This is a genomic window from Sagittula marina (assembly GCF_014196795.1).
Classification (GTDB): Bacteria; Pseudomonadota; Alphaproteobacteria; order Rhodobacterales; family Rhodobacteraceae; genus Sagittula; species Sagittula marina.
In genome coordinates, this window is record NZ_JACIEJ010000002.1 from 160,762 (window position 1) to 178,373 (window position 17,612).

A 17,612-nucleotide genomic window follows, 5' to 3' on the forward strand; every position below is an offset into this window, starting at 1 on the left:
TTGGCCGCCTTTTTCATGTCTGGCGTCAAGGCTGGAATGCCGAAATACTTACAATCCCTTGCTTATCGGCGCCCCCTTTCCCACATGATTTAGCGTTGATCTGGACTTTATGGCTCGAATCCGCTATTAGCTAAATCCCGTGTTGCAGCCGGTGACACATGCGGTACAAGCCCCGCTGTCCGGCGGCGCGCTCGCCCGCTTGGGCATCAATCGACAGGCAAGAACACGGGGTTCCCAGATGGCGCGATTCATCTTCATCACCGGTGGTGTGGTCTCTTCGCTCGGCAAGGGCTTGGCCTCCGCCGCGCTTGGCGCGCTGCTTCAGGCACGGGGCTATTCCGTCCGCCTACGCAAACTCGACCCCTACCTGAACGTCGACCCGGGCACGATGTCGCCCTTCGAGCACGGCGAGGTCTTTGTGACCGACGACGGCGCGGAGACCGACCTCGACCTTGGCCACTACGAACGCTTTACCGGCGTGCCCGCGCGGCGCACCGATTCCATTTCCTCGGGACGCATCTACACCAACGTCCTGGAGAAAGAGCGCCGCGGCGACTACCTTGGCAAGACCATTCAGGTGATTCCGCACGTCACCAACGAGATCAAGGACTTCATCTCCATTGGCGAGGATGAGGTCGACTTCATGCTCTGCGAGATCGGCGGCACTGTCGGCGACATCGAGGGCCTCCCCTTCTTCGAGGCCATCCGGCAGTTTTCGCAGGACAAACCGCGCGGCCAGTGTTTGTTCATGCACCTGACGCTGCTGCCGTGGATCAAGGCGTCTGGCGAGCTGAAGACCAAACCGACGCAACACTCCGTCAAGGAATTGCGCTCCATCGGTCTTGCCCCCGACATCCTCGTCTGCCGCTCCGAAGGTCCGATCCCCCAGAAGGAACGCGAAAAGCTCGCGCTTTTCTGCAACGTCCGGCCCGACAGCGTGATCGCGGCGCAGGATCTGAAATCCATCTACGAGGCCCCCATCGCCTATCACCGCGAGGGGATGGACCAGGCCGTTCTCGACACCTTTGGCATCACGCCTGCGCCACGTCCGAACCTGTCCAAGTGGGAAGACGTGTCTGACCGTATCTTCAATCCAGAGGGCGAAGTCACTGTCGCCATCGTCGGCAAATACACCCAGCTTGAAGACGCCTACAAATCCATTGCCGAGGCGCTGACACACGGCGGCATCTACAACCGCGTGAAGGTAAAAGTCGAATGGGTCGACGCCGAACTTTTCGACCGCGAAGATCCGGCCCCCCATCTTGAAAAATACGATGCCATTCTGGTGCCGGGCGGCTTTGGCGAACGCGGCACCGAAGGCAAGATAAAAGCCGCGGAATACGCCCGCACGCACAAGATCCCCTACCTCGGCATTTGCCTCGGCATGCAGATGGCTGTGATCGAAGCAGCGCGCAACGTGGCAGGCGTCAAGAAAGCCGGTTCCGAGGAGTTCGACCACGAATCCGGCGAGCGCCGCTTCGAGCCTGTCGTCTACCACCTCAAAGAGTGGGTACAGGGCAATGAAAAGGTTAATCGCCGCCCGGACGACGCCAAAGGTGGAACCATGCGTCTGGGCGCCTACGATGCGACCCTGACCGAAGGCTCCCGCGTGGCGCAGATCTACGGCAAGACCACGATCGACGAACGCCACCGCCACCGCTACGAGGTCGACACCAAGTACAAGGATCAGCTCGAAAAGGCGGGGCTGGTGTTTTCCGGCATGTCACCCGATGGCAAACTGCCGGAAATCGTTGAATGGCCGGACCACCCGTGGTTCATCGGCGTTCAGTTTCACCCGGAGTTGAAATCCAAACCCTTCGCGCCGCACCCGCTGTTCCGCGACTTTGTACGCGCAGCCAAGGAAGTCAGCCGGCTGTTCTGATCCCCCTGATCGGGGGATCTCCGGTCTAAGAAGACAAATGCAAAAAATCGACCTGAGCGCCCCTCAGGTCGATTTTTATATTTCAGAAACTCGGATCAATTGCTGCGAAGATGCTCAGGCGGCTCAAGGCGTTCGGGAGGAATGGCCCGCACGGTTCGCACTTCTGGTGGCGACCTTGCTCAAAAGGCGACAGCATGCCGCCCTTTGATCAGAAGATCAGCCAGACCAGGGAAACGGTCATAAGGACCGCACTTCCAAACACCCAGCAGATCACACCAAGACCGCCCGAGGGAGACTCAGCCTCGGGTTCGTGATGGATCGACACCATGCGATCGGATGCAAGGCGCTGCTTCTTCCAGACTGCCAGCGCTCTTGCCGACTCGTCCGGGAACACCATCGTAGGGCTTGTTAAGTCAGTCGGCCAAAACGTCGTTGGCGACATTGTTTTGTCGGAGTTCATGGCTTCGTCTTCCGTTACAGTTTTGGTCAGACACAGTCGCCACTCTTTAAAACACTCTTGGCTTGATGCTCGCGGTTCTACCGGAGGCAGAAAGCTTTCATTGCGGACCCACGGTCACCTTCCAAACCTCACCCGTGCGGGCGTTGATGCTGAAACGGTTACCCAAGGACACAGCGCCGCAGCGAACCTTGTAGACATGATCCGCTTCCGCCGGCGCCATCGCGTTGACACCCTCGCAGGCATACCCGGCAGAGTTGATAAGGAAAGCACCCATCTCATGCATTTGATGGCGGTTCAACGCCGATGCCGCGCTAGCGGTAAAGCCCATAACCAAGGACGCTGTTAGCGCAATATCGGTGATTTTCCTGAGCATTTGATGGTACCTCGGTGTCCTCATTTTCTTAATCCTGACTGATTATGCAGGCGAAAACGCGGCATTGCACACACGTATAAAGCAAGTCTCCGGTTGCAAAAATGTCGGGTTGCCCTGGTGATGAATGCCAAAAGCACTTATTTTTATGGCGCAAACGTCTGTCGCGCAGGCGACACTTGGGCAAATTTAAACTCTTAAAATTGCATTAATGCCCTCACTCAACCGCAATGCGGTGTGCTTTTGCCCCCTCAATTATGGCGCGAATCGGGCAGACGCCATAGAATCACCACAACCATACCGGTCTCTAGGCGTTCAGGGGACGGCGCTGCCTTCAGTTTGTTTTCATCTGACCGGTTTCCCCAAAACGCCCCGGTCGGTCCGGGCCTTCCAACGGGTTTAGCCTTGTTTAGGAGCCGTAAAACTCGCGGCGCGATAGCGGCTCTTGCCCGCCGTATCTCAGCAGCTTACGCAGGGGGTATGTTAAGCTATCAACACGCCTTCCACGCCGGGAACCTCGCCGACGTACACAAGCACGCCGCGCTCGCTTCCGCGTTGGCTTATCTGACGCGAAAGCCAAAGCCCCTCTCTTATATCGAGACGCACGCAGGCCGCGCGTTGTACGATCTGTCAGGGGCCGAGGCGCAAAAGACGGGCGAGGCTGCGCAGGGAATTACAAAGATCCTTGATCGTTTGCCGACAGAAAATCCTTATCGGCAGACCATCGAGGCAATCCGCGCAGAGCATGGCCCGAACGCGTATCCTGGCTCGCCGCTCATCGCGCGCCACCTGTTGCGAGACACGGACAGTTTGCATCTTGCTGAACTGCACCCGCAGGAACACGCGGCCCTGCGTCAAACCATCCGGGCGAGAAATACGCACGTACATCAGCAGGACGGCTACGAACTGGCGGTCTCGCTGACCCCACCGGACCCGCGCCGCGGCCTATGCCTGATTGACCCGAGCTGGGAGGTGAAGTCAGATTATACCACTTTGCCCAAGACCGTGCAGACGTTGGCAAAGAAATGGAACGTCGGCATTATCATGATCTGGTATCCGATCCTGACCGATGCACCGCATCTGCCCATGCTTCGCAGCTTGGAGCAGGATCACCCGGACGGCTTGCGGCACGAGGTTCACTTCCCGCCCGCGCGGGACGGGCATCGCATGATCGGCTCCGGCTTGTTCACGGTCAATCCGCCCTGGGGGCTGGAGGCGGAACTGCAACACCTCACGAAAACCTTGTTTTCAAAGCTGAAACCCTGACCGCCCGGCCCCCGTTACTTTTACGATAGCATCACACAGACGGGGGACCCCATGTTTGAACGCCTGACCCACTTCTTTGCCAACAAGGCTCCCAAGCAAGCCCCTTTGCCCGCGATGGATGCCAAGCACGCCCTTGGCACGCTTTTGGTGCGCGTTGCGCAGATCGACCGCGCCTACCTTTTCGAGGAAATTGAGCAGATCGACCGGATCCTCGCCGAGTGGAACGACATCAATCCTGTCGAGGCCGCCAAGATGCGCGCCATGTGCGAGCGGCTGTCAGAAAGTGCCGGCGAAAGTGAAGAACTGGCCGACTTGATTCGAGAGCACGTCGATTACGCGCACCGCCTAGAAGCCGCACAGGCCATGTGGAAGGTCGCCTTGGCGGACGGCATCACTGATCAACAAGAAGAGGCGCTGATCGACTTGATCGAAAACCACCTCAGTGTTGAGAGCATGGATTCCGAAGCCGCACGCGCCTCCGCAGTGATCTCCTGACGTTCCACACGAATCTGTGCCCTTGGCACGGTCGAAGACGAGACTATAACCTCCTCATGTTTGCTGATTTCCTCCGCCGCCTCACCGCGCCCCAGCCCGAGCAAATGCCGGATGGAGACGCACGTCTTGCCCTCACAGCGCTTCTGGTGCGCGTTGCCCGCGCCGATGGGCAATACGAGCCGGCAGAAGTGCGGCGTATCGATCGGATCATCGCCACGCGCTACGGTCTCGACGAAACCGAAACGAACGAATTGCGCAGCCACGCCGAGCAGTTGGAAACCGAGGCCCCGGATACCGTTCGCTTTACCCGCGCCATAAAGGACGCTGTTCCCTACGATGACCGGATCGCCGTGATCGAGGCGCTTTGGACTGTCGTTCTGGCCGATCATGAGCGCGACGAACGCGAAGACGCGCTGTTGCGTCTCGTTTCGAACCTTCTGGGCGTAAATGATGTGGACAGCGCGCTCGCCCGGCAGCGCGTCGAGAAGGCCACATAACACGCCACGGGAGAGCAGGTCGAACACCGATCTGCTCAACGCAAATGCATCACCCGCATGACGGGACGTTAGCGCCACAAAAGTTTGGCAAAGCTCTTGCAAAAGATCAGGAATTAGGCGTCTGATGCCTGAAATTCCATCGCCAGAGGCAACCTTGACCGACGCTGCCACAGACACGCCCGTCATACAGATCCGCAACCTTCACAAAGCCTATGGCGCACTGGAGGTGCTGAAAGGCGTCGATATCAGCGCGCCACGTGGACATGTGATTTCCCTCATAGGATCATCGGGATCAGGCAAATCCACGCTGCTGCGATGCTGCAACCTGCTTGAAGACAGTCAACAGGGCGAGATTCTGTTCAAGGGCGAACCGGTCACATGGCGTGGCGAGGGCCACCATCGTCGGCCCTCGGATCCAAAGCAGGTCCTGCGCATTCGCACCAACTTGTCCATGGTTTTCCAGCAGTTCAATCTGTGGGCTCATATGACGATCCTGCAAAACGTAATGGAGGCGCCGCTGACCGTGCTCAAACGCGAGCGGGCAGAGGTCGAGAAGGCCGCGCGCGGATACCTCGCCAAGGTCGGCATTGGCGACAAATGCGATGCCTACCCGGCGCAATTGTCTGGCGGCCAGCAACAGCGCGCCGCCATTGCACGCGGCCTGTGCATGGAGCCAGAGGCGCTGCTTTTCGACGAACCTACCAGTGCGCTTGATCCGGAATTGGAGCAAGAAGTGGTCAAGGTCATCAAGGCGTTGGCCGAAGAAGGCCGCACCATGATCATCGTCACCCATGACATGAAGATGGCCCGCGACGTCAGCGATCATGTTGTTTTTCTGCACAAGGGCATGATCGAAGAAGAGGGGCCGCCAGAAACGCTTTTTGGTGCACCGAAATCCGAGCGGCTTCAGGGCTTTCTCATGTCCACCGTTCACGATTGAGGCGGCGTTAGACCGCACCGACCGGGCCTCAGGCCCACCACTAAGGGAGCTAAAAATGAAAAAACTACTGATCGGAACCGCTGCGCTGGCGATGGTGGCCGGAGCCGCCTTTGCCGAAAGCCATTCAGTTGTCCGTCTGGGCACCGAAGGCGCCTACCCTCCGTACAACTTCATCAACGACGCAGGCGAAGTCGACGGTTTTGAGCGGGTTCTGGGGGATGAGCTTTGCGCGCGTGCCGAGATGACCTGCGAGTGGGTCACAAACGATTGGGATTCGATCATTCCGAACCTCGTTTCCGGCAACTACGATGCCATCATCGCAGCGATGTCCATCACGCCCGAGCGTGAGGAAGTGGTTGCGTTCACTCAGAACTACACGCCTCCTTCCCCGTCGGCTTTCGTTGCCATGGGCGATGTGGACCTCTCTGGTTCCGTGATCGCGGCGCAGACCGGCACTATTCAGGCCGCGCATGTGACCGGCATGGATGGCGCGACGCTGCTGGAATACCCGACGCCTGATGAAACCGTCGCAGCGATGCGGGCGGGTGAGGCGGATGCCGTCCTCTCCGACAAGGATTACCTGCTTCCCGTCGTCGAGGGATCCAGCGGTGAGATCATGTTCATCGGTGACGACGTCCCGCTCGGCGGTGGCATCGGCATGGCCTTCCGCAAAAGCGACCCGGAAATGCGTGCGAAATTCGATGCAGCGATCCAGTCCATGAAGGACGACGGCACGCTGAACGAGATGATTGCAGAGTATCTGGGCGAAGACAGCCCGGCATTCTAAAGCTCGCCTGCGCCCCGACCGTCGCGCCGGGGCGCATCTTTCAGGAGACCGACCATCTTCACCTGTGCTGACCCATCGACCCTAGAAGGTCTGAGCTGGCTGTTGTGCTATCTGACCACGGGCAAGCACATGGCCTTTTACGCCTCTTTCGGGACCGTGTTGCTGCTGCTTGCGATCACAGCACCGGTGGCGCTGGGATTTGGATTTGCCGCAGCCATGGCGGCACGGGCGCGATTTGCACCGCTGTCCTGGCTCGGCAAAGGATACATCGCCATCGTGCGAGGGGTCCCGGATATCGCGTTTTTCCTGTTCTTTGTGATCGCGTTAGACCAATTCTTCGAATGGATTCGTCATGAGGTCAAATGCCCCGACTGGGATCAGCCGATCCGTCAGGGCAGCGACTTTGTCGTGTGCCAGGCGGCCAAGCTGCCATTGGGCAACGCGGCGCAATGGGTTCATGAGACCTACGGCTTTCTGCTTGCCGTTCTGACCTTCTCGATTGTCTTCGGCGCCTTTGCCGGGAACGTTTTGTTCGGCGCCATGCGCGCCGTACCGCGTGGCCAGCTGGAGACCGCCGAAGCCTACGGGATGAACCACCGACAGAGCTTCTGGCGCATCCTTGTGCCGCAGATGTGGGTCTATGCCCTGCCCGGCCTGTCGAACCTGTGGATGGTGCTGATCAAGGCCACCCCGCTGCTGTTCCTTCTGGGCGTCGAGGACATTGTCTATTGGGCGAAGGAATTGGGCGGCTCGAAAACCGCACGGTTTACCGACTACCCGCACGGGGACTGGCGCATGTGGTATTTCGCGGCGCTCTTGGTGTTCTATCTGGTCTTCACATGGGTGTCCGAAAAGGTGTTGAGCCGCGTCATGGCGCGTTTGACGCTTGGCCAGGCAACAACCGGCGGCGAAGCCCAAAGGAAGGCTGCGTAATGGAACCCGTAGATCAGCAGCACGTCCTTTCGACGCTGCACACCGCACGTCCCGACATCGACCGTCCGAAGAAACGGGGGCACGGCGCATGAGTTGTTGGGCAACGGTTCAGGAGTATGCCTTTCGCTCATTGGGATTTGGCGAGCGGCTGCTTCCCCGGGACGATTTCACTTTGTGCCAGCAAGTGACGTTGATCGGCTCCGGTATGATCTGGAACGTGTACTTTGGCGTCGTGGCGCTCTTGTTTGGCTTCTTTCTTGCGACGGCCGTGGCTCTGGGCAAAGCATCATCCAACGTCGTGCTCCGCAAAATGGCGGAATGGTTCATCTTCATCTTCCGCGGTTCACCGCTGTTTATTCAGTTCTTCTTTGCCTACTTCGCGTTCCTGTCGCTGAAGCAGGTGTCGGATGTGTTTGACGCGCTCCCCTCCGCATGGCTGGGCGCGTTGATCGTGCTGTTCCTAAACACCGCCGCCTACTCCGGAGAGATTTTCTACGGCGCGCTTCTGAGTGTACCCAAAGGCGATATGGAAGCAGCAGACGCCTACGGAATTTCCGGGTGGCCCCGGTTTCGCAAGATCACCTGGCCCACCATGCTGAGACTGGCATGGCCCGCGTATACGAACGAGGCGATCTTTCTCTTTCACTCCACGACATTGGTCTTCTTCTCAGGCTTTCCGGCCTGGCAGCAACGGGGCGACGCGCTTTATTACGCCAGCTACTTCGCCGACAAGACCTTCAACCCGTTTGTGCCCTACCCTATTCTGGCTGGATATTTCATTCTGGTCACGCTGATCATCATCGGTGTCTTCGGTGCAGTGAACCGCCGTTTGAACCGACACTTGCCGGTTGCCTCACGCCCAAGGTTTCGCTTCAGACCAACTCTACTGCGTTAAATCTCGGCACTTTCTCACAGGGTGCCCTAGCGTTAACCAATCACCCGGTTTTGTCGCAAAGTGTACACCGGGTACGAGTTCGCCCCTCCCTGCAAACCACTGAATATGTCAACTATTTCCGCATTATAGACTCATAGAGGAAACACGATGATACCGTCGTTTATCTTTGGTCTTTATATAGTGCGAATTGGTTTAATCGCGGGCACCTACATGATGCTCGAACGGGCTGAGTTCTACCGTGAACTGCCCAGACACAAACGCCGCACCCTTTGCTTGGGGTGCATTGCCGTCTTTTTGGTACCGATTGAAATCTTGTCACTCTTATTCTTTGCGTGACCTTTATCACGCTCTGAGCTTGCAATCGGTGGTCTCTTCTCGTTATCTCTGAATTTGATCAAATCTCGAGAACGAGGCCACCATGCCTGCCCCCGCTGCCTCTTGGCTGCACGAAAACCCGCATATCCGCACCATTCGCGCTGCTGCCTGTGACCTGAACGGTGTCGCACGTGGCAAACGGATGCCAATTCGCTCCGCCATCAAGATGCTTGACGATGGAACGCGTTTCCCCTTCTCCGCCCTGTCGGTGGACATCTGGGGGGAAGACATTGAAAACAGCCCCCTTGTGTTCGACAGCGGCGACCGGGATGCCACCCTCTTCCCGACCGAGCGCGGCTTTGTCCCGATGCCTTGGCTGGAGGCCCCCTCCGCGCTGATTCCACTGTGGATGTATCACGACGACGGACGGCCCTATGACGGCGACCCTCGCCACGCCCTGAACTATGTCCTGCAACGCTACAAGGCGCGCGGACTGACACCGGTTTCGGCTGTAGAGTTGGAATTCTACCTGATCGACGACTCGGGGCGAAACCTGCGCGTGCCCGTCTCCCCCCGTTCCGGCAAGCGCCGCGATATGGCAGAGGTCCTGTCGATCCGCGCGCTTGACGCCTTTGATACGTTCTTTACCGACCTCTACGACTATTGCGAGGCCATGGATATTCCGGCCGACACGATGATCTCAGAGGCAGGCCTTGGTCAGTTCGAGGTCAACCTTCTGCACCAAGAAGACACCCTGAAGGCCGCCGACGATGCCTGGCTGTTCAAGCAGTTGGTGAAGGGCCTTGCCCGGAAGCACGGCTTTGCGGCGTCCTTCATGGCGAAACCCTACGCCGATTATGCAGGCTCCGGCATGCATGCGCACTTCAGCGTGTTGAACGAGGCCGGCGAGAACGTTTTCGACAATGGCGGCGCCGAAGGCACCGAGCTTTTGCATCACGCCATCGCAGGTTGCATGGCCGCGCTCAAGGACAGCACGCTGATCTACGCGCCCCACATGAACAGCTATGAACGCTTTGTTCCCGGTGCCCACGCGCCCGGTGCGATCTGCTGGGCACATGAGAACCGCACGGTTGCGATCCGTGTCCCATCCGGCAGTCCGGCGGCCCGCCGCATCGAGCACCGTGTCTCCGGCGGTGACGTGAACCCCTACATGGCGCTGGCAGCGATCCTTGGCGCGGCACTCGTGGGCATCGAGGACGGCGAGATGCCGCCTCCGCCGATCACGGGCAACGCTTATGCGCAAAAACTGCCCACCATTCCCACCGACTGGGAAACCGCCATTGATACGTTCGAAAACTCCACGATCATGCCGCGCATTTTCCCGCGTGAAATGATCCGCAACATGGTCATGATGAAGCGTCAGGAATGTCGTGACATGGAAGATCTGACAGAGAGCGAACGCACCGACATCTACCTCGATACCGTCTGACCCCCGGCCCCGTAGAGGGGCCGGATCTACGGTTAACCAAATGGTGATCCATGAAAATCGGCATTTTACAAACCGGTCCCGTACCCGAAGACCTCGTCGAGGCGCACGGACATTACCCCGACATGTTCGTCCGGATGCTGGCGCCCTTTGGCTTCGACTTTCAGACCTGGGCTGTGCTGGACGGCGAGTTCCCTGACACCATCCACGAAGCCGACGGCTGGCTCATCACCGGCTCACGCTTTGGCGTCTATGAAGACCATGCCTTCCTTCCGCCGCTGCGCGACATGATCCGCGACATTTTTGACGCCTCGATTCCCTTGGTCGGCATCTGCTTCGGGCATCAGATCATCGCCCAGGCCCTCGGCGGACATGTAGAAAAATACACCGGCGGCTGGTCCGTCGGGCCGAAGCGGTACACATTTCCTGACGGCGACAAGGTGATCCACGCCTACCATCAGGATCAGGTCATCACCCCGCCGGAAGGCGCGCAAACCATTGCAAGCAACGACTTCTGTGCCCATGCCGGGCTATATTATCCGGGCAAGGCGTTCAGCGTGCAGCCACATCCGGAATTCAACGATGCCTACGAACGTGCATTGCTGGAAACCCGGGGCCCCGGTGTGGTACCCGATGAGCGGCTGGACGAAGCCGGGGCCGCACTTGGCACCCCTCTGGACAGTGCCGACATCGCTGCGATGATCGCGCGATTCTTCCGGGAAAGGACCATCGAATGAGCGATTTCAGCAACGACATCCCAGAGGCCGCGAAGCTTTACCTTTCAGAACGGCGCCTGGACGAGGTCGAATGTATCATTCCCGATCTGCCCGGCATTGCGCGCGGCAAGGCGGTGCCTGCGACCAAATTCGCGAAGCAAGAGTACTTTCATCTGCCGGACTCGATCTTTTACCAGACGATCACCGGCGAATGGGGCGAAGCTGCGGGCGCAGACGGTTTCATCGAACGCGATATGATTCTACGCGCGGACCTTAGCACGGCCACAGCAGCGCCATGGACCGGCGACTGGACGCTTCAGGTCATCCACGATGCGTTTGATCGCCATGGCGAGCCTGTGCCGTTTTCCCCGCGCAATGTGCTGAAAAAGGTCGTGCAGCTCTATCACGATCAGGGTTGGGAGCCCGTTGTTGCGCCGGAAATGGAATTCTTCCTCGTCGCGCGCAACATTGACCCGGCGCATGACATCAAGCCGATGATGGGTCGCTCGGGGCGCCCTGCAGCCGCGCGTCAGGCCTATTCCATGACGGCCGTGGACGAATTCGGCCCGGTCATCGACGACATCTACGATTTTGCGGAGGCGCAAGGTTTCGAGATCGACGGCATCACACAAGAGGGTGGCGCCGGCCAGTTGGAAATCAACTTGCGCCACGGTGACCCGGTAAAGCTCGCTGACGAAGTTTTCTACTTCAAGCGTCTGATCCGGGAGGCCGCGTTGCGCCACGACTGTTTTGCAACCTTCATGGCAAAACCTATCGCGGATGAGCCTGGTTCGGCCATGCACATCCACCATTCCATTCTGGATGTGAAAACGGGGAAGAACATCTTCTCTGATGACGATGGCGAAGAGACCCCGGCATTTCGCCATTTCATCGGAGGAATGCAGCGGCACATGCCTGCTGCGATTGCCGTCCTTGCGCCATATGTGAACAGCTATCGCCGTTATGTGAAAGATCACGCCGCGCCAATTAACCTTGAGTGGGCACGCGACAATCGGACAACCGGTATTCGCGTTCCGCTTGCCCCACCTGCGGCCCGCCGTGTGGAGAACCGCGTCGCCGGCATGGATTGCAACCCTTACCTGGGAATAGCAGCATCCCTGGCCTGTGGGTATCTCGGCCTGATGGCAGAGCTTGAGCCCACGGATGAGTTCCGGGGGGATGCATATGAGGGCGACGGTGACTTCCCTCAGGTTCTGGGGCAAGCATTGGAATTATTCGAAGAAGCGCGTGATTTGCACGAAGTTCTGGGCCCGGAGTTCTGCCGCGTCTACGGGATCGTGAAACGTTCCGAATATGAAGAATTCCTGCAGGTCATTTCCCCGTGGGAGCGGGAGCACCTGCTACTCAACGTTTGATCCCCCGGGCCGCCGCACGGCGTCACACCTCGAAGGCTTCGCCTGATAGGGCGCAGCTGCCCCTGACGCCCTTGGTGGGATAACCTGGGATACCTTTGACCGAAGAGGCCGCTATGAACCTGCTGTTTTCCAATGATCGACGTGGACAGTATCCAGACAGCTGGTACGCCGCGACGGCGGGTCGCCTCTCACCGTTTCCAAAACTCGAAGGGAGCGTCAGGGCGGATGTCTGCATCGTGGGCGGCGGTTACACTGGCCTGTCTGCAGCGCTGCATATGGCCGAGGCAGGACTGGATGTGGTGCTCCTCGAAGCGCATCGCGTGGGGTTTGGCGCATCTGGACGCAATGGCGGGCAGCTTGGGTCCGGTCAGCGGCAAGACCAACTGACGTTGGAAAAGATGGTCGGGCCAGAAGCAGCCCGACACATGTGGGACTTGGGAGAAGACGCCAAAGCGCTTGTCCGTGATTTGGTCGCAAAGCATCGGATCGACTGCGCGATGAAACCTGGTGTGGCTTGGGCGGCCACCTCCAAGTCATCTTACGATTGGATGCGCGGCTTTGCAGACCACATGGGCCGTACTTACGATTACGGCATCACTGCTTTGCCGGAAAAGGATTTTCACGCAGTCTGCCCATCGCCTGCCTATCGTGGCGGCATTCTGGATATGGGCGCGTCGCACCTGCAGCCCCTGAAGCTTGCACAGGGCTTGGCGCGCGCCGCAGATAGCGCGGGCGCAAGGCTTTTTGAAGATAGCGTCGTGACGCATATCGCGGAGGGAAATACCGTAACCGTATATACGGATACGGGTCATGTGCAGGCGGATCACCTTGTTTTGGCAACCGGTGGCTATCTCGGAGGTCTGGAAAAGCACGTTGCCTCAAAGGTCATGCCAATCAACAACTTCATCGTCGCGACAGAACCATTGGGAGAGGCTGCCGATCAGGTCTTGGCACAGGATGTGGCCGTGGCAGATGATTTATTTGTGGTGAATTACTTCCGCCTGTCCGAAGACAAGCGGCTGTTGTTCGGCGGCGGCGAGTCCTACGGGTATCGCTTTCCCAAGGACATCCGAGCGACAGTACGCAAACCGCTTTCGCGCATCTTTCCACATCTGGCGGAGGCCGCCCTGCCCTTCGCATGGGGCGGAACCCTCTCCATCACGCTGAAGCGTTTGCCGCATCTGGCACGCCTCGCACCGAACATTCTCTCCGCCTCGGGTTATTCCGGGCATGGCGTTGGCAATGCGGTTCAGGCGGGAAAACTACTTGCCGAAGCCGTGCGGGGCCAATCGTCGGGATTCGATGCCTTTGCAGCCCTGCCCACCCCGACGTTCCCGGGCGGCGCAGCGCTACGTAGCCCGCTTCTGGTTCTGGCGATGAGCTGGTTTGCATTGCGAGACCGCCTCGGCCTCTGATTTTTGTTTCCGCTCTGACACGCATTTGCTGTTTATTTGAACGGGGAGCATTCACTCTTTGCGTTTTCGGCGAATTGTTTTACATTTTTCGAAACCGAACTTAAGGATTTTGAAAACCATGATCCCGAACATGCATGACGCCGAGCCAATTCCTGCGGAAGCCCGGGCCGAAATCGACAGACTACTCCAGTCCGGTGATCTTTTCCGTTACACAGCTCCGGAAGACGCCCCTGTTACCCTTCTGGAGCGTGAGTTCGCGGCGGAGATGGGCGTGCGCTACGCTTTGGCCGTGTCATCATGCTCGGCCGCATTGTTTCTGGCGCTCAAAGCGCTCGACCTGCCGCGCGACGCCAGAGTGTTGATCCCGGGTTTCACGTTCGCGGCGGTTCCTTCATCCATCATCCACGCGGATCTGGTCCCGGTTCTGTGCGAATGCGGCCCGAATTACCGCATCGAGATCGACGATTTCACCGCCAAGCTCGACACCGTGTCAGCCGTCATAGTCAGCCACATGCGCGGACACACTTCCGACATGGACGCGATCCTTGAGCTCTGCGACGCGCGCGGCATTCCGGTGATCGAAGACGCCGCTCACAGCCTTGGCACCACATGGCATGGCCGAAAAATCGGCACTTTGGGGCGTATCGGTTGCTTTAGCTTTCAAAGTTACAAAATGCTCAACGCGGGCGAAGGCGGCATTCTGATTACCGATGACCCGGACCTCGTGGCGCGCGCAGTCATTCTGTCCGGCGCCTATGAACATATGTGGCAAAAGCACCTGCGTCCCGGGGCAAACACCACCGAACTGGAGCAGGCGTTTGGTCGTTGGCAAAACAAGCTGCCGCTATACAACCTTCGCATGTCGAACCTCTCCGCCGCAGTGATCCGCCCACAAATACCCCATATCGCGCGACGTGTGACCGATGGGCGGCGCAACCATGATCATGTGGCAGCGCAGATCAATGCCTCGCCCTGGATCTCTGTGCCCGAAAAATTGCCACCCGAGGACCGCGCCCCGGACTCGTTGCAGTTCAATCTCGATGGAATGAGCGAAGCGCAGGTCCGTACCTTTGTTGCTGTCGCCGCGGAAGCCGGGGTCAAGGTCCAGGTCTTTGGCCTCACGACAGACAATGCGCGTGCTTTCTGGAACTGGCAATTCTTGCCAGAACAGGTAGACCTTCCGAAAACACGCGCCATGTTGATGTGCGCATGTGATACACGACTGCCCGCGCGACTGACCCCCGCCGACTGCGACGCGGTCGCGGAAATTCTCATCCGGGCCGCAGACACCACAATGTCCGAGACATTGGCTTACGGGACTTAATTGATGTGAAACAGGGCAAGAGGCACCCCGCGCGCCCCTTGCCCTGAACATACCCGTGCCTATTTGCGCGCGGCCTGTGTCATGCAGCGGATGGTATCAACAAGATCCAAGACTAATCTGTAAAACGAAAAAAAAGGCGCAGCTTTTGCGCGCCCTTTCAACATTGATCGCAGCCGGAAGGCTTACTCGCTCATTTTCGACAGCTTGGACTGCAGGTCAGCCAGCTGCTTCTTGATATCGTTGAGATCTTCGCCCTCGGTCTTTTCCGGTTCCGGACCGGACGCGCCCATCGGCACACCGCCGGTCATCGCCTTGAGAAACGCCTCTTGCTGCGCTTGCATGGCTTCGATGCTTTTGGCCATGGACGGGTTTACTGTCTGCACGCCCTCAACCCACTTCGACTGGCTGTCGCGAAACAACTCGAACGTCTGTGCAAGAAACGCCGGAACGGTCGATGTTGCCTGCGTCGTGTAGCTGCGTACAAGATCCGTTAACACACTGATTGGAAGGACAGATTCGCCCTTGCTTTCATGTTCGGCCACGATCTGCAGCAAGTATTGTCGGGTGAGATCATCCCCGGACTTGAGGTCGACGATCTGCACGTCGCGGTCGTCGCGAATGAACCCCGCGATATCCTCTAGCGTGACGTAGTCAGACGTCTCGGTGTTATACAGGCGACGACTGGCGTAGCGCTTGATCAGCAACGGTTTTTTCGTGTCGGCCACAGGCTCCCCTCCCTGGCAGATGCAGCAATGCAGAAAAGCCTATGCGAGCGCAGCACAAAAGGAAAGCCCCCGCAGATGCATGGCAGCCAAGCATTGGATTGTGTTGGTTTGCCCGGTTTCGTTAACCAGATATTAACGATCCTTAAAACAAGCTTCCCTGCTCCGGCGGTGTCTTCCCGGGCTTGCTGCGCGGCTTCTGCTTCACAGTGGGCTGTTGGGTCGGTTCCCCGGCTGCAGAGCCAGTATGATCCAGTGAAAGCACGCCATCAGCAAACTCGATCTCCAACCGCTGAGCCGTTTGCGCCGCGTCCCGAGATGTAACCAACGCGCCGTCGCCCCGCACCACCGCGTAGCCGCGCTTGAGGGTCGCGCGATAGCCCAGCGTTTCGTTCAGACGCCCAAGCGCGTCAACTTTGCTGCGCGCTTCAGCAATTCTTGCGCCCTGCACTTCCGACATTCTGTTGCCCAAGCGATCCAACCGCTCACGCCCCTGTGACATCTCGCGCTGTACGCCACGCAGCGAAAGCCGCCCGGCGCGATCGGCCAGCCGAAGGCGCTCAGCCTCCAACGCGCGACGCAGGATCGACGGACGCAGCGAGCCTGTCACCTCTGACAGATGCAGGCGCTGTCGATCCACCCCACGCCGCAGTGCGGAAGGCAGGCGATCGCCCATCACGTCCAGACGTTGACGTGGCCCATCCATCAACGTCTCGGCACGTGGCAAGGCACGCCCGAGGTCACGCAATCGCTGGCCGCGATGCTCGATCCGCAGTCCCATGGCCCGCGTCATGCGCGCGCCGAAATCCCGCGTCACCGCCGCCAATTCCATACGCACTGGGACCGCGAGCTCGGCCGCTGCTGTGGGCGTAGGCGCGCGCCGATCCGAAACAAAGTCGATCAGAGTCGTATCCGTTTCGTGGCCGACGGCTGAAATCAACGGAATGTCCGAGGCCGCCGCTGCCCGCGCCACCGCTTCTTCGTTGAAGCCCCAAAGGTCCTCAACCGATCCACCGCCCCGCGCCACGATAAGCAAATCAGGGCGCGGCAAGGGTCCGCCGGGCGTCATAGCGTTGAAGCCCTCGATGGCACGCACCACTTCGGGTGCACATTTTGCACCTTGCACGGCCACGGGCCAGATCAGCACCTTGCGCGGAAACCGATCCCGCAACCGATGCAATATGTCCCGGATCACCGCACCGGACGGTGAGGTCACAACGCCGATGATTTCCGGCAAATATGGCAAGGGTCGCTTCCGAGACTGGTCAAACAATCCCTCTGATGCCAACAGCGCCTTGCGCTTTTCCAGCATCGCCATCAAAGCGCCCGCCCCGGCCGGAGCAATATCCTCGATCACGATCTGATATTTGGACTGTCCGGGAAAGGTGGTCAGACGGCCCGTGGCAATGACCTCCATCCCCTCTTCGGGCTGGGTCGCCAACTTGGCCGCGACGCCTTTCCACATGACACCGGCAATCACCGACCGGTCATCCTTGAGATCCATGTAGACGTGCCCGGACCTTGGCCGCGACACGCGCCCCACTTCGCCGCGTACCCGCACATGGCCAAAGCCGCCCTCGATGGCGCGTTTCACTGCGCCGGACAGTTCCGATACCGAGAATTCCGGCGTGTTGTCGGCCCCGCCAGCGCCATCGTCGTCGATCAAGTCCATCAGCCAAACCTTGCCCTTCACGCGCCCCGACCTTAAAGCACGGCTCAAGGAACCGAAAGCGCCCGCCTGCTTCTTTGGGCCCCGAAATATCTCGGGGATC

18 protein-coding genes are annotated in these 17,612 nt (G+C 59.0%); 14 read left to right on the top strand and 4 right to left on the bottom strand.

The genetic code is table 11. The features are described 5' to 3' along the window. The first annotated feature begins 238 nt into the window (after window positions 1-238). Together pyrG and GGQ68_RS04125 are read left to right on the top strand one after the other, a co-directional pair. A complete protein-coding gene (gene pyrG, locus GGQ68_RS04120) occupies window positions 239-1,882 on the top strand; it encodes a CTP synthase (protein WP_183963210.1) in 1,644 nt (547 codons plus the stop codon). Window positions 1,883-1,919: 37 nt separating this feature from the next. Then, a complete protein-coding gene (locus GGQ68_RS04125) occupies window positions 1,920-2,090 on the top strand; it encodes a hypothetical protein (protein WP_183963212.1) in 171 nt (56 codons plus the stop codon). Here GGQ68_RS04125 and GGQ68_RS04130 read toward each other — a convergent pair whose 3' ends face one another. Further along, on the bottom strand, window positions 2,091-2,342 hold the full coding sequence (locus GGQ68_RS04130; protein WP_183963214.1) for a hypothetical protein: 252 nt from the start codon (window positions 2,340-2,342) through the stop codon (window positions 2,091-2,093). 97 nt (window positions 2,343-2,439) lie between these two features. After that, complete coding sequence (locus GGQ68_RS04135) at window positions 2,440-2,715, bottom strand: hypothetical protein (protein WP_183963216.1); 276 nt, start codon at window positions 2,713-2,715, stop codon at window positions 2,440-2,442. A gap of 477 nt (window positions 2,716-3,192) precedes the next feature. Between GGQ68_RS04135 and GGQ68_RS04140 the strand changes: the two genes are divergently transcribed. From GGQ68_RS04140 to GGQ68_RS04195, 12 genes are all read left to right on the top strand, one after another. Further along, complete coding sequence (locus tag GGQ68_RS04140; RefSeq protein ID WP_183963218.1) at window positions 3,193-3,978, top strand: 23S rRNA (adenine(2030)-N(6))-methyltransferase RlmJ; 786 nt, start codon at window positions 3,193-3,195, stop codon at window positions 3,976-3,978. A 51-nt stretch (window positions 3,979-4,029) separates the two neighbouring features. Continuing rightward, the gene (locus tag GGQ68_RS04145; RefSeq protein ID WP_183963220.1) at window positions 4,030-4,473 is read left to right on the top strand and encodes a tellurite resistance TerB family protein; all 444 of its coding nucleotides are present in this window, start codon (window positions 4,030-4,032) and stop codon (window positions 4,471-4,473) included. Between the two features lie 56 nt (window positions 4,474-4,529). Next, window positions 4,530-4,970 (top strand): tellurite resistance TerB family protein, encoded by a 441-nt coding sequence (locus tag GGQ68_RS04150; RefSeq protein ID WP_183963222.1) that lies wholly within the window; start codon window positions 4,530-4,532, stop codon window positions 4,968-4,970. Window positions 4,971-5,124: 154 nt separating this feature from the next. Next, entirely contained in the window at window positions 5,125-5,910 is a 786-nt protein-coding gene (locus tag GGQ68_RS04155; protein WP_246429256.1) for an ABC transporter ATP-binding protein, read from the top strand. Between the two features lie 55 nt (window positions 5,911-5,965). Next, window positions 5,966-6,697 (top strand): transporter substrate-binding domain-containing protein, encoded by a 732-nt coding sequence (locus tag GGQ68_RS04160; protein ID WP_183963226.1) that lies wholly within the window; start codon window positions 5,966-5,968, stop codon window positions 6,695-6,697. A 102-nt stretch (window positions 6,698-6,799) separates the two neighbouring features. Further along, on the top strand, window positions 6,800-7,630 hold the full coding sequence (locus GGQ68_RS04165; RefSeq protein ID WP_246429257.1) for an ABC transporter permease: 831 nt from the start codon (window positions 6,800-6,802) through the stop codon (window positions 7,628-7,630). An 88-nt stretch (window positions 7,631-7,718) separates the two neighbouring features. Continuing rightward, window positions 7,719-8,525 carry an ABC transporter permease gene (locus GGQ68_RS04170; protein WP_183963228.1) on the top strand — a complete coding sequence of 269 codons (807 nt, stop codon included), beginning with the start codon at window positions 7,719-7,721 and terminating at the stop codon, window positions 8,523-8,525. 418 nt (window positions 8,526-8,943) lie between these two features. Next, window positions 8,944-10,290, top strand: coding sequence for a glutamine synthetase family protein (locus GGQ68_RS04175; RefSeq protein ID WP_183963230.1), 1,347 nt, complete (start codon window positions 8,944-8,946; stop codon window positions 10,288-10,290). A 50-nt stretch (window positions 10,291-10,340) separates the two neighbouring features. Further along, the gene (locus GGQ68_RS04180; protein WP_183963232.1) at window positions 10,341-11,024 is read left to right on the top strand and encodes a type 1 glutamine amidotransferase; all 684 of its coding nucleotides are present in this window, start codon (window positions 10,341-10,343) and stop codon (window positions 11,022-11,024) included. Continuing rightward, window positions 11,021-12,379 carry a glutamine synthetase family protein gene (locus tag GGQ68_RS04185; RefSeq protein WP_183963234.1) on the top strand — a complete coding sequence of 453 codons (1,359 nt, stop codon included), beginning with the start codon at window positions 11,021-11,023 and terminating at the stop codon, window positions 12,377-12,379. Before GGQ68_RS04180 ends, GGQ68_RS04185 begins: the two co-directional genes overlap by 4 nt. Before the next feature lie 113 nt (window positions 12,380-12,492). Beyond that, the gene (locus GGQ68_RS04190; protein WP_183963236.1) at window positions 12,493-13,794 is read left to right on the top strand and encodes an NAD(P)/FAD-dependent oxidoreductase; all 1,302 of its coding nucleotides are present in this window, start codon (window positions 12,493-12,495) and stop codon (window positions 13,792-13,794) included. 118 nt (window positions 13,795-13,912) lie between these two features. Beyond that, window positions 13,913-15,118, top strand: coding sequence for a DegT/DnrJ/EryC1/StrS family aminotransferase (locus GGQ68_RS04195; RefSeq protein ID WP_246429258.1), 1,206 nt, complete (start codon window positions 13,913-13,915; stop codon window positions 15,116-15,118). 182 nt (window positions 15,119-15,300) lie between these two features. Here GGQ68_RS04195 and phaR read toward each other — a convergent pair whose 3' ends face one another. Beyond that, window positions 15,301-15,843 carry a polyhydroxyalkanoate synthesis repressor PhaR gene (gene phaR / locus GGQ68_RS04200; protein WP_183963238.1) on the bottom strand — a complete coding sequence of 181 codons (543 nt, stop codon included), beginning with the start codon at window positions 15,841-15,843 and terminating at the stop codon, window positions 15,301-15,303. A 142-nt stretch (window positions 15,844-15,985) separates the two neighbouring features. Beyond that, window positions 15,986-17,512: an exodeoxyribonuclease VII large subunit gene (gene xseA, locus GGQ68_RS04205; protein ID WP_183964063.1), complete on the bottom strand. Its 1,527-nt coding sequence runs from the start codon at window positions 17,510-17,512 to the stop codon at window positions 15,986-15,988. Window positions 17,513-17,612: the final 100 nt, after the last annotated feature.

Excerpts from the sequence above, each read along its gene's own strand:
- pyrG (WP_183963210.1), top strand. The coding sequence starts at position 239 with ATGGCGCGATTCATCTTCATCACCGGTGGTGTGGTCTCTTCGCTCGGC.
- GGQ68_RS04125 (WP_183963212.1), top strand. The coding sequence starts at position 1,920 with ATGCAAAAAATCGACCTGAGCGCCCCTCAGGTCGATTTTTATATTTCA.
- GGQ68_RS04130 (WP_183963214.1), bottom strand. The coding sequence starts at position 2,342 with ATGAACTCCGACAAAACAATGTCGCCAACGACGTTTTGGCCGACTGAC.
- GGQ68_RS04135 (WP_183963216.1), bottom strand. The coding sequence starts at position 2,715 with ATGCTCAGGAAAATCACCGATATTGCGCTAACAGCGTCCTTGGTTATG.
- GGQ68_RS04140 (WP_183963218.1), top strand. The coding sequence starts at position 3,193 with ATGTTAAGCTATCAACACGCCTTCCACGCCGGGAACCTCGCCGACGTA.
- GGQ68_RS04145 (WP_183963220.1), top strand. The coding sequence starts at position 4,030 with ATGTTTGAACGCCTGACCCACTTCTTTGCCAACAAGGCTCCCAAGCAA.
- GGQ68_RS04150 (WP_183963222.1), top strand. The coding sequence starts at position 4,530 with ATGTTTGCTGATTTCCTCCGCCGCCTCACCGCGCCCCAGCCCGAGCAA.
- GGQ68_RS04160 (WP_183963226.1), top strand. The coding sequence starts at position 5,966 with ATGAAAAAACTACTGATCGGAACCGCTGCGCTGGCGATGGTGGCCGGA.
- GGQ68_RS04170 (WP_183963228.1), top strand. The coding sequence starts at position 7,719 with ATGAGTTGTTGGGCAACGGTTCAGGAGTATGCCTTTCGCTCATTGGGA.
- GGQ68_RS04175 (WP_183963230.1), top strand. The coding sequence starts at position 8,944 with ATGCCTGCCCCCGCTGCCTCTTGGCTGCACGAAAACCCGCATATCCGC.
- GGQ68_RS04180 (WP_183963232.1), top strand. The coding sequence starts at position 10,341 with ATGAAAATCGGCATTTTACAAACCGGTCCCGTACCCGAAGACCTCGTC.
- GGQ68_RS04185 (WP_183963234.1), top strand. The coding sequence starts at position 11,021 with ATGAGCGATTTCAGCAACGACATCCCAGAGGCCGCGAAGCTTTACCTT.
- GGQ68_RS04190 (WP_183963236.1), top strand. The coding sequence starts at position 12,493 with ATGAACCTGCTGTTTTCCAATGATCGACGTGGACAGTATCCAGACAGC.
- GGQ68_RS04195 (WP_246429258.1), top strand. The coding sequence starts at position 13,913 with ATGATCCCGAACATGCATGACGCCGAGCCAATTCCTGCGGAAGCCCGG.
- xseA (WP_183964063.1), bottom strand. The coding sequence starts at position 17,512 with ATGGACTTGATCGACGACGATGGCGCTGGCGGGGCCGACAACACGCCG.